Here is a 14,024-nt window from a genome sequence, read left to right as displayed (position 1 = left end):
AAAACGTATTACTTACATCCCTAACTCTAATTAAGCGTTTCCTTTGCTCTTAGCAATAATTGCTTCGGCGACGTTGCGAGGTACTTCTTCGTAGTGGCTAAACTCCATTGAGAAGATACCCCGACCTTGGGTTTTGGAGCGGATATCGGTAGCATAACCGAACATATCTACTAAAGGCACTTTAGCCGTTACTTTAGCTAGATTTTGTTCTGATCCCATGCCTTCGATTTGACCACGACGAGAGTTGAGATCGCCCATTACATCCCCTAGGTAGTTTTCTGGCGCTTCTACTTCAACTTTCATCATCGGTTCTAGCAGTATCGGGGAAGCTTTCATGAAAGCTTCTTTAATTGCCATCGATCCAGCGATCTTAAATGCCATTTCCGAGGAGTCTACATCGTGGTAAGAACCATCTACCAAGGTGGCGCGGATATCCACTACTGGGTAACCCGCAAGTATTCCCGATTCGCAAGTTTCCTTCATTCCTTGTTCTGCTGGGCCGATGTACTCTTTTGGTACAGAACCACCAACGACTTTAGAAACAAATTCAAATCCTGTACCAGGTTCGCCGGGGGTAACTTCAATTACGACGTGACCGTATTGCCCTTTACCGCCGCTTTGACGAATAAACTTACCTTCAGCCTTTACAGCTTTGCGGATAGTTTCTCGATAAGCTACTTGAGGCGCACCAACGTTTGCTTCTACCTTAAATTCTCTAAGCATCCGGTCTACAAGAATTTCTAGGTGCAATTCGCCCATTCCGGCAATTACAGTTTGGTTGGTTTCGTGGTCAACGCTAACTCTAAAAGTTGGGTCTTCTTCCGAGAGCGATTGCAAAGCCTTCGATAGTTTGTCCATGTCCTGCTTTGTCTTTGGCTCTACAGCTACCGAGATTACAGGCTCAGGAATAAACAGCGATTCAAGGATTACAGGGTTAGCTTCGGTGCAAATTGTGTCGCCCGTAAAGGTGTCTTGCAGACCGAGAGTTGCGCCCAAGTCGCCAGCGCGTAACTCATCTACGTCTATGCGATCGTCGGCTTTCATTAGCACTAGGCGCGATACTCTTTCTTTTTTATCTTTAGTGGCGTTATAGACGTAGCTACCTTTTTTTAACACGCCAGAGTAAACGCGCAAAAATGTCAAGCGACCGTAACGGTCTGACATAATCTTGAATGCCAAAGCTGCCAAAGGTTCGTTGTCGTCCGCGTGGCGTTCGACAGTTTGACCGTTGGGTAACAATCCTTGAATTGGCGGTACTTCTAATGGTGAAGGTAAGTAGTCTATCACCCCATCTAAGAGCAGTTGTACGCCTTTATTTTTAAATGCCGAACCACAAAGGACGGGGACAATTTTCCCGGCGATTGTGCCTTTACGCAAGGCTACACGAATTTCTGCTTCGGTAAGCTCGATGCCTTCAAAGTATTTTTCAACTAATACTTCATCGGTTTCGGCGGCGGCTTCTACTAGCAGAGCGCGAAACTCTTGGGCTTTTTCTTGCATATCGGCAGGAATTTCGGTTTCCTCAATGTCCGTACCTTGGTCATTGTTGTAGATGTAGGCTTTCATCCTCACCAAGTCAACAATGCCGCTCAAGTCGCTTTCAGTCCCAATTGGCAATTGAATTGCTACCGCATTTGAACGCAAGCGATCGCGGATTTGTTCGTAAACTTTATAAAAGTTTGCGCCCATCCGATCCATCTTGTTGATAAAAGCAATCCTTGGTACTTTGTAGCGGTCTGCCTGTCTCCAAACGGTTTCAGACTGAGGCTGTACGCCTCCCACCGAACAAAATACGGCAATTACCCCATCCAATACGCGCATAGAGCGCTCAACTTCAATAGTAAAGTCTACGTGACCTGGGGTATCGATAATATTGACTGCGTAATCTTTCCAACTGGTAGAAATCGCCGCCGCAGTGATGGTAATTCCTCTCTCCCGCTCTTGCTCCATCCAGTCAGTTGTTGCTGTTCCTTCGTGTACTTCACCAATTTTGTGAACAACACCTGAATAGAACAAGATGCGTTCGGTTGTTGTTGTCTTTCCCGCATCAATGTGAGCCGCAATCCCGATATTGCGTACTTTTTCCAGTGGGACTGTACGTGCCACAGTTAGCTGCCTCCTTAAATTTTTAGCCGCATTTATCTATATGCTACTGTCTGTTAAGATTCTTTACTTTTACGGAAAACCGTCTAGTAGCGGTAATGGGCAAATGCCTTGTTCGCATCTGCCATCCGGTGGGTTTCTTCTCGTTTGCGAATCGCGTTGCCAGTTTCGTTGGCTGCATCCATCAGTTCGTTGGCGAGACGGCTTGCCATAGTCCGTCCTGGACGCTGTCTGGAAAACTGAATTAGCCAGCGCATAGCTAGAGTTATTCCTCTTTCTGTCCTTACTTCCATTGGTACTTGGTAAGTTGCGCCACCAACACGACGGGCTTTGACTTCTACTAAAGGTGTAGCATTACGCACAGCTTTTTCAAAGGTTTCTAAAGGATCAGTTCCGGTACGTTCTTCGATGGTTTTCATGGCATCGTAGATAATTCCGGCGGCGATAGATTTTTTGCCACTCCGCATAACTCGCCGCATCATCATACTGATTAAACGGCTGTTGTATACGGAGTCGGGCGGAACGATACGTTTTTGGACTACTGTACGACGAGACATAACTTAGCCTGTAAAGGTTTTTCTATGAACTGGATTAGATTTTGAGACTTTGCCTTAAAATTAATTGACAATGATGCTGGTGTTGTCACCACATATTTAGCAATCTTTGTCTAGAGCGCTGTTTAAAACGTCTTTAATTGTTACTTATAAAGCTTTTTACTGAGTACGTCTCAATTTAGTTATTGAGAGGCAACGCTCTTTAAATACGGTAGTAAGGCTGAGATTGAATAAACCAGTCGCCTTACTTAAATTGTATTTAATTTCAAAGTTTAAGAAGCAGCAGGCTTGGGACGCTTTGTACCGTACTTTGAGCGACCTTGACGACGATCTTTAACTCCGGCAGTGTCTAGGGTTCCGCGAATAATGTGGTATCTTACTCCGGGCAAGTCTTTGACTCTACCACCACGAATCATGACGACGGAGTGTTCTTGCAGGTTGTGACCGATACCGGGAATATAAGCTGTAACTTCAAAGCCTGAAGTTAGACGTACTCTGGCTACTTTCCGTAGTGCGGAGTTAGGCTTTTTCGGTGTGGTGGTGTAGACTCTAGTGCAAACGCCCCGACGCTGGGGGCATTGCTTCAAAGCTGGTGACTTTGTTTTCTTGTCGGCTACTTGGCGTTCGGTGCGAATTAATTGCTGTATTGTTGGCATGAGTTACAGCACAGTTAATGTTTTGCTGTTCTAAGTTTTTACAAATTCTGATTATATCTATTTTTGGGGATTCGTGTCAATTAATAAGTAGATATTTTTTAAGTGGCGGCGCTGGTAGAGAAGGAATTACCGCAACCGCAAAAAGTTACGGCGTTGGGGTTGTAGAAGCGAAAAGCGCCGCCCATTAAGTCTTCAGAGTAATCTAGGGTTAAGCCGTTGAGATACTTAATACTCTCCAGGTTTACGACTATATCAATACCATTAGATTGATACAGGCGATCGCTCTGAGTTGGCGTAGTAAAACCTAACTTATAAATCCAACCCGAACATCCACCGGGGGTTACTTCCAGGCAAAACAAAAGTTCTTGTTTGCCAACTTTTGATTTTAGGCGCGTAATTTCTTTAATTGCGGCGGGACTGATAGTAATCATGGAGGTAAAAATAAACAAAATCCCGCGTAGACCTAGGTAGTTGGCAACGGGGATAGATTAGAGGAGATCCCCCCTAACCCCCCTTAAAAAAGGGGGAAATATGGAGATATTTATATAGAAAGTTGCTTTTTGAGCAACCTTTATTTACCACGAGCATAGTCATCTTGAAAACGGATGATGTCGTCTTCTCCCAAGTATTCGCCGTTTTGGACTTCAATTAAGACTAAAGGAATTACGCCAGGGTTTTCTAGACGATGGTTCGTACATTGAGGAACGTAGGTAGATTGATTGTTCCTTAGCATTACTTCTTCTTCGCCGCAGGTAACTCTAGCTGTACCGGAGACTACAATCCAGTGTTCGCTGCGGTGGTGGTGCATTTGCAGGCTCAAACGATGACCGGGTTTGACTTCAATGCGCTTAATTTTGTAGCCTCGTCCTTCTTCTAAAACTGTAAAAGATCCCCAAGGACGTAATTCTGTTGCAGCAACGCCTTTATGAGCTATACCTGAAGGCAGGTTTAATGCTGGTTCTAGGGATTCTTTGACTTGTTGAACCATTTTTTCTCCTTTAATTGCTAAACGCTTCAGTGTCAGATTAAAAACTCAAAAGTACGCATCGCGCACTTATTCTAGCCAACGATAACAAAATATCCTCATTGAGGAAAGGGGATTACTGAAAAATTTAGCATTCTACATCAAGTCTTCATAATTAAAAATTTAAAATGCTTACATAGAAATAATTTTTAACTTAAGGTTGTTGCAGAAAAATTCCTAATCCATTATGTACGCGGGCAGCAGTACTGGGCGAACGATTAATTAATTGTCCGCCCAAATAAAGGCTGGTAGAACTCCCACCGTCAAAATTGAGTGCGTCAGTACAGTCTAGTTGCTGCATTACTCTAGCAACTTCTGCCAAAGTTGCACCAGCACCACCAACGCGGTTATGGACGGCGGCGATTAAAACATTTCCTGATGCTGTAGTACAAATTGCGCTACGAATCGCTTTTTCTCTCACAAAAGCATCGCTAAACCCTTCAGATTTGGCATCTAAAACAATTTGCCGATTTTGAATCAAAACCGGGCCAGCCGCTAAGATTTGGGGATAAGCGGCAAAATCTGCGGGAATAGTTGCGCTTTGAAGGCGGAGAATTGAACCGATAGGAATGGACACATTATTACCGCGTACTACTAGCAAATAGCCATTGGTAGGAATTGGGAAAGTTGCTTTTCCGATAATTCCACCGGGGAGTTGTGCTGTAACAGTGTTGTTTTGAACTATGAAAATAGTTTCGTTATCGGTAAGAGGGGTGTAGTTAGTACCCCAGGCAGAGGAATAACGAGCGACACCTTTTTGGACGTACCCGCTATTAAAAGTTGTAATCGGTATTTGACCAGTATTGGTAATTACAGATTCAAGAATACTAAGACGACCAATTTTTATTTTGCCATTGTTCCAGGCGATCGCCCCACGATTGAGAATTGGGCTTGATATCCAATTACCATCGGTGCGAATTGCGCCTAGAGGTAGCTGATTTTTGCGATTAAAAAAGCCACTGTTAATAGCTGCAACTGCCTGATAACGCTCGGCGGTTTTAACTAAAGGAGCAGTTCCCACAAGGGTTGTAGCTTCGCTCCAAAAGGGCAGCATTTTAAGGTTTTTAGCAGGGTTAACTTCTAGCCATACCACCGGGAAACGATCTTCATCTAAGCTTAAATACTGTTGTCGCCAGCGTAAACCGTCTGCCCAAAGGATATTTTTCTCTACCATCCCATCAGGGCGAATATCAATTACTAAGCGATAGGGGTTAGTTAAGGTAGTAACGCGCGGAGATAGCCCCACGGGGAGATTGAGGCGAATCTTGGTAAGAGTTGGGGTAGTTTCTATTTGAGATGGGGAATCAGTGAAAGTCTGCGCTATGGAGGGGTTAGCGCTACCATCAATAGTTATTAGCCAAACTTGTTTAGCTACTTGCGCTTTGACAATTCCAACTAACTCGTTAATTACCGTTTTTGGCTTTGGTGGTGTGCTTTGCTGGTTTACTTGCCAAGAGGTAGGACGATCTAAATCTATAACAATGCGATCGCCAAAAGTTTGTTTTCCTAGCCGAATGTCCTGTACTTTAGCTATGGGAGAAGTAATTACTAAGGCTTTATTTTTAACCGCAAACTGCCAACCGGGGGGAGTAAAATTAGTTACATCCAAGTAACGATATCCGCCCTTAAGCTTAGTTGCTAAGACAATGGGGTTAGTTTTTGGTTCATTAAACCATTGAATCGGTTGCTTAGTAGGATCGCTCGTATTGAGTAAATCTACGCCGAGAATTTGAGCAAAACCTGTATCGCTAATACCTATATGGGTTTTACCTGCTTGTTCCCACTGACTCCAGGCGATCGTTAAAGGGCGATTATTGAGTAAAATTTCTTTGTTGGTTGAGGTGGGTAGCGGCATTTGCGATAGCGCAAGCGCGTACGCAGGGCTTCGCACTTCCCCTGTAAGTAGCAGCCCTAAAGCCGCCCATAGCAGTAGTAAGAGAATTTTTGTTTGAAAAGGAATGAGACGAACGGTTAAGCTGAAAATTGAACCTTTTACCATGAGTTAACGAGTTTAGAGGAATTGGGCGCTAAATATTAAAAATTAATGACTTATGTTTGAAGCTTTAACGTCATAATATAGATTGGCTGGATGCCTTAGTTGATACTCATCAACGTTTTTAAGTCTTGCCCAGTAATTAAGAGATTAAATTGGACAGGCTCAAAGGAATGCTAAATTTACCCGATTGAGCCTTTTGCTGCCAAGCTAATTACTGAGGCGAAGAAATTGTAAAATAAAGGTGTAGGTGTGGTAAATACTACTAGGTTCGCGGAGTTTTTTGATTGCATTGAAAAAATGTATTGACTCAAAAATAAGTGTGAGTTAGTGAAAATTACTTAAAAACCATACATTCAGGCAAACTGTAGCAATGACGCGCGATCGCTCTAAAATAAATTGCTATTATCTTTTAGCAACATTAACTGCAATACCTACAATAACTTTCACCTATCCTTAATTAAATAAATAAGCTAGGACTAGCCTATGGAACGCCAGCAAGATTTAATTGCAAATAATCACAACATAAATAATACAGAGTCGTTGACGTATATGGAACCCCGATGGTTGGTAGAGGAAAGAGATGCTTGCGGTGTTGGTTTAGTTGCTAATTGCGAGAATAAAGCAAATCACGAAATTATCGAAAAGGCTTTAAATGCCCTAACTTGCTTAGAACATCGGGGCGGTTGTAGCGCCGACAAAGATTCTGGTGATGGTGCAGGAGTTATGACCGCAATTCCCTGGGAATTGTTGCAACAATGGTTTGCCCTGCAAAATATCTCTATGCCATCAAAAGAGAACTTGGCTGTAGGGATGATGTTTTTACCCCAGAATTTAGAAATTGCAAACCAAGTTAAGCAAATTACTAAACAGATTTTAATAGAAGAAGATATAAAATTATTGGGCTGGCGAGTAGTACCAGTACAGCCGCAAACTTTGGGAATCCAAGCTAAGGAAAATCAGCCCCAAATTGAGCAACTAATTGTAGAGTCTAAATTTGTCGGCGATGAACTTGAGCGTCAGTTGTATATCAGCCGTCGCCGGATTGGTAAGGCTTTAGCAGGTATTGAACAAATAGAGGCAGATAGTTGTTATTTCTGCTCTTTTTCCAGCCGTACCATAGTATACAAAGGTATGGTGCGATCGGCAGTATTGGGTGATTTTTACCCAGACTTAAAAAACCCCATTTATCAAAGTGCTTTTGCGATTTATCATCGGCGTTTTAGTACAAATACAATGCCCAAGTGGCCCTTAGCGCAGCCGATGCGACTGTTGGGACACAATGGCGAAATTAACACGCTTTTAGGCAACATCAACTGGATGATGGCGAAAGAGGCAGATTTAGATCATCCAGTTTGGGAAAACCGTTTAGAGGAATTAAAGCCTACCGTACATATTCATAACAGCGACTCAGCGACTTTAGACAACGTACTAGAATTGTTGGTAAGGTCAGAACGCAGCCCTCTGGAAGCCTTGATGATTATGGTTCCAGAAGCCTATAAAAATCAGCCAGATTTAGATAAATACCCAGAAATTACAGATTTTTACGAATACTATAGCGGTATTCAAGAACCTTGGGATGGCCCGGCACTATTGGTATTTAGCGATGGGAAAAAAGTAGGCGCAACCTTAGACCGCAATGGCTTAAGACCTGCTCGTTACACCATAACTAAAGATGGTTATATTGTTGTTGCTTCCGAAGCTGGGGTTGTAGACTTTCCCGAAGCCGATATTCTGGAAAAAGGGCGATTAGGGCCAGGACAAATGATCGCAGTAGACTTAGAAACTCATGAAGTTCTAAAAAATTGGGAAATCAAACAGCGTATTGCAGCCCAGCATCCTTATGGAGAATGGCTAAAGCAACACCGGGTAGAACTTGCGATTAAACCCACAAAAGCTGAAAACGGTTCCCCAAGCCTGCAACCATTAGATACTACTCCTTTACCCGAACCTAGCACCGCAGATAGACAAACTTTGCTCCGTCATCAAATCGCCTTTGGCTACACAACAGAAGATGTAGAGATGGTTATTCAGCCAATGGCAAATGATGGCAAAGAGCCGACTTTTTGTATGGGTGATGACATACCCTTAGCGGTGCTATCTGAGAAGCCACATTTATTGTACGACTACTTCAAACAGCGTTTTGCTCAAGTAACTAACCCAGCAATCGACCCCTTGCGCGAAAGTTTGGTAATGTCGCTGAATATAGAACTAGGGGAAAGAGGAAACTTATTAGAACCCAAAGCAGCCTATGCTAAAAAGCTAAAACTAGATACACCCATCCTGCTAGAAAGTGAATTAGCAGAAATTAAAGCTTCACAATTCAAAACTACGCAACTATCAACGCTGTTTGCAATCTCCACCGGACCAAATGGTTTAGAAGCGGCGGTAAAATCGCTGTGTCAGCAAGCGGCGGAAGCTGTTAAAGCTGGAGCAAAAATCCTTGTACTCAGCGACAAAGCTACGCTAAACACTGAAGATACTTATATTCCGCCCCTCCTTGCAGTAGGAGCAGTACACCATCACTTAATCCGTGAAGGACTGCGGATGAAAGCTTCTTTAATCGTTAATACGGCGCAATGTTGGAGTACCCACCACTTTGCTTGTTTGATTGGTTATGGTGCAAGTGCGATTTGTCCTTATTTAGCCTTAGATAGCGTTAGAAGTTGGTGGTCTGACCCCAAAACCCAGCAATTTATGGAGCGTGGGAAAATAGCCGCAATAGGTTTAGATACGGCGCTTGCTAATTATCGCAAAGCTGTAGAAGGTGGAATACTCAAAATCTTATCTAAGATGGGAATTTCGCTACTGACAAGCTACCAGGGAGCGCAGATTTTTGAGGCGATTGGGATTGGTAAAGACTTGTTGAAATTGGGCTTTTATGGCACAACTTCTAGGTTAGGCGGCTTGAGTATCTGCGAACTTGCTCAAGAAGTTTTGTCTTTCCATCAAAAAGCTTTTCCCCAATTGACAATTAAAAAGCTAGAAAACCTGGGCTTTGTGCAGTATCGTCAAGGCGGCGAGTATCATGCTAATAGCCCGGAATTGACTAAGGCATTGCATAAAGCTGTAAAAAGTCAGCAATACGATCATTACGAAACTTACCAAAAACATCTAGAAGGTAAGCCAGTAACGGCATTACGGGACTTGCTGGACTTAAATAGCGATCGCACTCCCATAGCTTTAGAAGAAGTTGAACCAGTAACAGAAATCTTTAAGCGGTTTTGCACGGGGGGAATGTCTCTAGGAGCGCTATCGCGGGAAGCGCACGAAACTTTAGCGATCGCCATGAACCGCATTGGTGGTAAATCTAATTCTGGTGAAGGTGGCGAAGATCCGGTACGTTACAAGGTTTTGGATGATGTTACTGCCGAAGGAACATCGGAATTATTACCCCACTTAAAAGGCTTGAAAAATGGCGACACAGCTTCAAGTGCAATTAAGCAAGTGGCGGCGGGACGCTTTGGAGTAACGCCAGAGTATTTAATGAATGCTAGGCAAATTGAAATCAAAATTTCTCAAGGCGCAAAGCCAGGGGAAGGCGGACAATTGCCAGGTAAAAAGGTTAGTCCTTACATTGCCATGTTGCGCCGCACTAAGCCTGGTGTAACCCTAATTTCTCCCCCACCCCATCATGATATTTATTCTATTGAGGATTTGGCGCAGTTAATTTTTGACTTGCATCAAATTAACCCACAAGCGCAAGTATCGGTGAAATTAGTGGCAGAAATCGGCATTGGGACAGTTGCGGCGGGAGTTGCTAAAGCTAACGCCGATATTATTCAAGTTTCCGGTCACGATGGCGGGACAGGCGCATCGCCGCTAAGTTCGATTAAACACGCTGGTAGTCCTTGGGAATTAGGATTAACAGAAGTGCATCGGGTGTTGATGGAAAATAAATTGCGCGATCGCGTCACTCTGCGCGTTGATGGTGGCTTTAAAAGCGGCTGGGACGTGATTATGGGCGCGTTGATGGGCGGCGAAGAATATGGGTTTGGCTCTATTGCGATGATCGCTGAAGGCTGCATTATGGCGCGGATATGCCATACAAACAACTGCCCAGTAGGAGTTACAAGTCAACGAGAAGATTTGCGCTTGCGTTTCCCTGGGATGGCGGAACACGTAGTTAATTTCTTCTACTTTGTCGCCGAAGAAGTCCGCAGTTTGTTGGCTAGACTTGGTTATCGTTCTTTAACAGACGTAATTGGACGAGGGGATTTACTCAAAGTTAAAGACGGTGCAAAACTTACTAAGACTCAAGACTTTAACCTCGATTGCTTGACAGTGTTACCCGATACAAAGAGCGATCGCACTTGGTTAAATCACGAAATAGTACACAGCAACGGTGTAGTGCTAGATGACCAAATTTTAGACGACCTGGAAGTTCAAACAGCTATTAGTAATTCCAGTAACGTTAAGAAAAGTTACAAAATAGTCAACACAGACCGCACCGTTGGCGCAAGAATCGCAGGAAAAATTGCTGCACAGTATGGAAACAGTGGCTTTACGGGGCAAATAGAGCTTAACTTTACAGGTAGTGTAGGTCAAAGCTTTGGCGCTTTTAACTTGCCTAACATGACATTAAAACTGCAAGGCGAAGCTAACGACTATGTAGGGAAAGGAATGCACGGCGGCGAAATTATTATTTCTCCCCCCACCGATGCAACCTACGCACCAGAACAAAACGTCATTGTTGGTAATACTTGTCTCTACGGCGCAACGGGTGGCTTCTTGTTTGCTAATGGTTTAGCTGGCGAACGTTTTGCTGTCCGTAACTCCAAAGGTACGGCGGTAATTGAAGGCGCGGGCGATCACTGTTGCGAATATATGACCGGGGGTGTAATTGTTGTGTTAGGTAAAGTTGGGCGTAATGTCGGCGCTGGAATGACTGGGGGTTTGGCATACTTTTTAGACTCTGATGGCAACTTTCCCCAATTAGTCAACCCAGAAATTGTCAAGTTGCAACGAATAAACGCTGCAACGGCTGGTGAAGGTCAATTACAGCAGCTAATTCAAGCTCATTTAGAACGTACCGGATCGCCAAAAGCAGCGCAAATACTAGCTAATTGGTCGGAGTATCTACCTAAGTTTTGGCAAGTAGTACCGCCCTCGGAGGCTGATACCCCGGAAGCCGATCCTCATGCTGTAGCAGATAGAGAACTGCTTTCTGTACAGTAAAAAAGGCGCGATCGCACAATTTATCTATTTTTTGCTTATGGGAGGCGCTTTTGCACCTCCTATTTTTTATAACTTACAATTCAAAAACCTCAAAATGGTTGTGAGGAAGTCCTTTCAAAATTGTTCTATTTCTAGAGGAAGACTTGCACGTAAATAAAGTTTAATCCAAAGATTGATTCTATTTACTTAAAACCTAGATAAAGTAATGTGGAAAGTTGTTTGCTACCTCGACGGAAATTTTTGTAGAAAATAATTAATTTACAAACAACCAAAGTATTAAGCATAAAGAGGAAATATCATGAATTCTAAATTGACTAAAATCGCTGGTGCTAGTGTTATAGCTGCAAGTTTGGCACTTATGCCCTTATCTCTCCCTGTTTCGGCGCAAAATGCCGACCCTAGCGCTCCTACTACAACTCAAACAAGTCCTGAATCCAACGCGCCTACTATAGACACTACTCCTTTTCAAGAAACCAAAAACGACAACAATAACTGGGGTTGGTTAGGACTACTTGGTTTAATTGGTCTAGCAAATTTATTTCGTAAGCCAAAAACTGTTGCATACAGCGATCCAGGTACAGTAAATTCGACAACAACTCCTAGATATTAATTATTTAATTTAGTTAATAAAGTTTTCCCTAGGTCAAGAGCAGAAACGCGCGTTTCTGCTTTTTTATGCGTTGCATGATTGATTCAGAGAATTTTGCCAATTTAGTAAATAAAAAATAACAACTAATTTTGATAACTTAAGCTGGAATCAATACCTGGCAATTAGCCACATAATACCGCTATATCTTCCTCATCTAAATCTACAGGTGTTCCACTACGGATAAGCTCGGTAAAATCTTCATTGGGAACCATGATACACAAAGCATACAAGCGAGTGTTTCCGGTATTTTCAATTACATGAGTTCCTGTCGGTGGCACTAAAAGACTGTCTCCAGCTTTAATTGCTACAGTTTTACCATCACAAATTGCTTTGCCTTCACCCTTTAAGATAAAGAACATCTCTACAGCACGTTGATGACGATTTGGCGGAGTTTTACCCCCGATATCAAAGATTTCTACACAGACTGTTAAAGAAACATTAGCTGTAGCACTATCAAAAACGATCGCTAACTTATTAGTATCGCCGGGACTAATCCAAAAAGCTTGGTAGTCTTGGGGAGACTTAGCCACCAAAATCATACAGCGTGTTGCATCCATACAAAGATAGTTAGATTACTACTAAAGTAATCACTCATTCATAGCCGAAAAATTACCAGTAAAACATAACGTATTGTACAAAAAACTTGCGATCGCCAGCAGGATATAGAAATTGCCAGCAAACACTCCTAGGTAGAAAAGTTTGGATTACGCGATCGCCTTTTAGAGGAGTATAAAATAGTTGCTAACATCAGAACAAGCGATCGCACTACCAGAAAAGTGAGATTGATTAAATTCTGCAAAGTAAAGCGCGTGCAACCAGGTTTTAATTGCATGGTAAAAGCGTAATATTTTTATCTCCACTACCAATAGCTAAAGTCTTACCGTCTGGGCTAAAGGCAACAGAATAAATCTTTTCTTCAAATCCTGTTAGGGTACGAAGAATTTTTCCAGTGTTTAGCTGCCAAATCTTAACAGTTTTGTCTTTACTGCCGCTAGCTAGTGTTTGTCCATTAGGACTAATCGCTACAGAACAAACATCGTCGCTATGCCCTGTAAATGTAAAAATTTCTTTACCGTCTTCCGTTTGCCAAAGCTTAATTGTTTTATCTGCACTTCCACTAGCGAAAGTTTTTCCATCTGGACTAAAAGTAATAGAATTAATTGCTCCAAACCAATCAGAATGTCCTGTGAGAGTTAAGCGTTTTTGATTGGTTAATTGCCACAGATTGATAGTCTTATCATTACCACCGCCACCACTAGCTAGAACCTGTCCGTCAGGGCTGAAAGCAACAGAGTACACATCGTCTAAATGTCCTTTCAGTGTATGTATTTCTTTTCCCGTATATACAGACCAAAGCTTAATAGTTTTGTCCTTGCTCCCACTAGCTAAAATCTGTCCATCAGGGCTAAAGGCAATACGAAAAACTTTGTCTTCATGTCCTTTTAAGGTACAAAATCCTTGTCTTGTGGACAAATGCCATAATTTAATAGTTTTGTCTTTACTTCCACTAGCTAAAATTTGCCCATCAGGATGAAAAGCAACGGAAGTAACGCCGCCAGACCAATCTGATGCTCCGTGTCCGCTTAGTCGATGCTCCGTGTCCGCTTAGTCTATGAGGTTCTTTCCTAGCTAAATTCCATAATTTAATAGTTTTGTCCTTACTTCCACTAGCTATAATCTGTCCATTGGGACTAAAAGCTACGGATGTTATTGCAGAGGAATGACCTTTAAGCGTGTGTACAGATACCAAGTCTTGTATTTTCGGCGTTGATGAATGTGTCATAACAATTAGAGTTGTATAAATATTGCTGTTAACTCAACACAAGATAAGACGCAATGTGATCGCTCATACTAAAAAGAGCAGCTA

11 protein-coding genes and 2 pseudogenes are annotated in these 14,024 nt (G+C 42.7%); 2 read left to right on the top strand and 11 right to left on the bottom strand.

The genetic code is table 11. The annotated features are described in order from the left end of the window. Window positions 1-30 precede the first annotated feature (30 nt). The 6 genes from fusA to C7B70_RS12120 form a co-directional block, all read right to left on the bottom strand. Window positions 31-2,106 carry an elongation factor G gene (gene fusA, locus C7B70_RS12145; protein WP_106369306.1) on the bottom strand — a complete coding sequence of 692 codons (2,076 nt, stop codon included), beginning with the start codon at window positions 2,104-2,106 and terminating at the stop codon, window positions 31-33. A gap of 83 nt (window positions 2,107-2,189) precedes the next feature. Next, window positions 2,190-2,660 carry a 30S ribosomal protein S7 gene (rpsG, locus tag C7B70_RS12140; protein WP_106369305.1) on the bottom strand — a complete coding sequence of 157 codons (471 nt, stop codon included), beginning with the start codon at window positions 2,658-2,660 and terminating at the stop codon, window positions 2,190-2,192. Window positions 2,661-2,929: 269 nt separating this feature from the next. Further along, a complete protein-coding gene (rpsL, locus tag C7B70_RS12135) occupies window positions 2,930-3,313 on the bottom strand; it encodes a 30S ribosomal protein S12 (RefSeq protein ID WP_009633761.1) in 384 nt (127 codons plus the stop codon). Between the two features lie 98 nt (window positions 3,314-3,411). Beyond that, window positions 3,412-3,744 carry an iron-sulfur cluster assembly accessory protein gene (locus tag C7B70_RS12130; protein ID WP_106369304.1) on the bottom strand — a complete coding sequence of 111 codons (333 nt, stop codon included), beginning with the start codon at window positions 3,742-3,744 and terminating at the stop codon, window positions 3,412-3,414. Window positions 3,745-3,884: 140 nt separating this feature from the next. Beyond that, on the bottom strand, window positions 3,885-4,301 hold the full coding sequence (locus C7B70_RS12125) for a cupin domain-containing protein (RefSeq protein WP_106369303.1): 417 nt from the start codon (window positions 4,299-4,301) through the stop codon (window positions 3,885-3,887). A 190-nt stretch (window positions 4,302-4,491) separates the two neighbouring features. Further along, complete coding sequence (locus C7B70_RS12120) at window positions 4,492-6,336, bottom strand: phosphodiester glycosidase family protein (protein ID WP_106369302.1); 1,845 nt, start codon at window positions 6,334-6,336, stop codon at window positions 4,492-4,494. 480 nt (window positions 6,337-6,816) lie between these two features. On the opposite strand from C7B70_RS12120, the gene gltB reads away from it, so the two are divergent. Both gltB and C7B70_RS12110 read left to right on the top strand, forming a co-directional pair. Next, a complete protein-coding gene (gltB, locus tag C7B70_RS12115; protein WP_106369301.1) occupies window positions 6,817-11,508 on the top strand; it encodes a glutamate synthase large subunit in 4,692 nt (1,563 codons plus the stop codon). 298 nt (window positions 11,509-11,806) lie between these two features. Beyond that, window positions 11,807-12,118: a WGxxGxxG family protein gene (locus tag C7B70_RS12110; protein WP_106369300.1), complete on the top strand. Its 312-nt coding sequence runs from the start codon at window positions 11,807-11,809 to the stop codon at window positions 12,116-12,118. A gap of 161 nt (window positions 12,119-12,279) precedes the next feature. On the opposite strand, the gene C7B70_RS12105 is transcribed toward C7B70_RS12110, so the two are convergent. The 5 genes and pseudogenes from C7B70_RS12105 to C7B70_RS28740 form a co-directional block, all read right to left on the bottom strand. After that, window positions 12,280-12,714: a cupin domain-containing protein gene (locus C7B70_RS12105; RefSeq protein WP_199192226.1), complete on the bottom strand. Its 435-nt coding sequence runs from the start codon at window positions 12,712-12,714 to the stop codon at window positions 12,280-12,282. A 128-nt stretch (window positions 12,715-12,842) separates the two neighbouring features. Beyond that, window positions 12,843-12,989 carry a hypothetical protein gene (locus C7B70_RS27710; protein ID WP_233220912.1) on the bottom strand — a complete coding sequence of 49 codons (147 nt, stop codon included), beginning with the start codon at window positions 12,987-12,989 and terminating at the stop codon, window positions 12,843-12,845. After that, on the bottom strand, window positions 12,980-13,630 hold the full coding sequence (locus C7B70_RS12100) for a WD40 repeat domain-containing protein (RefSeq protein ID WP_199192225.1): 651 nt from the start codon (window positions 13,628-13,630) through the stop codon (window positions 12,980-12,982). The genes C7B70_RS27710 and C7B70_RS12100 overlap by 10 nt, the downstream gene beginning before the upstream one ends. 15 nt (window positions 13,631-13,645) lie before the next feature. Next, a pseudogene (locus C7B70_RS28745) lies at window positions 13,646-13,738 on the bottom strand (hypothetical protein); the annotation flags it as partial. Window positions 13,739-13,802: 64 nt separating this feature from the next. Continuing rightward, window positions 13,803-13,940: pseudogene (locus tag C7B70_RS28740) on the bottom strand (WD40 repeat domain-containing protein); the annotation flags it as partial. Between the last annotated feature and the right edge of the window lie 84 nt (window positions 13,941-14,024).

This window comes from Chlorogloea sp. CCALA 695, assembly GCF_003003885.1.
Taxonomy (GTDB): domain Bacteria; phylum Cyanobacteriota; class Cyanobacteriia; order Cyanobacteriales; family Chroococcidiopsidaceae; genus Aliterella.
This window is presented reverse-complemented; position numbering and strand designations above follow the sequence as displayed.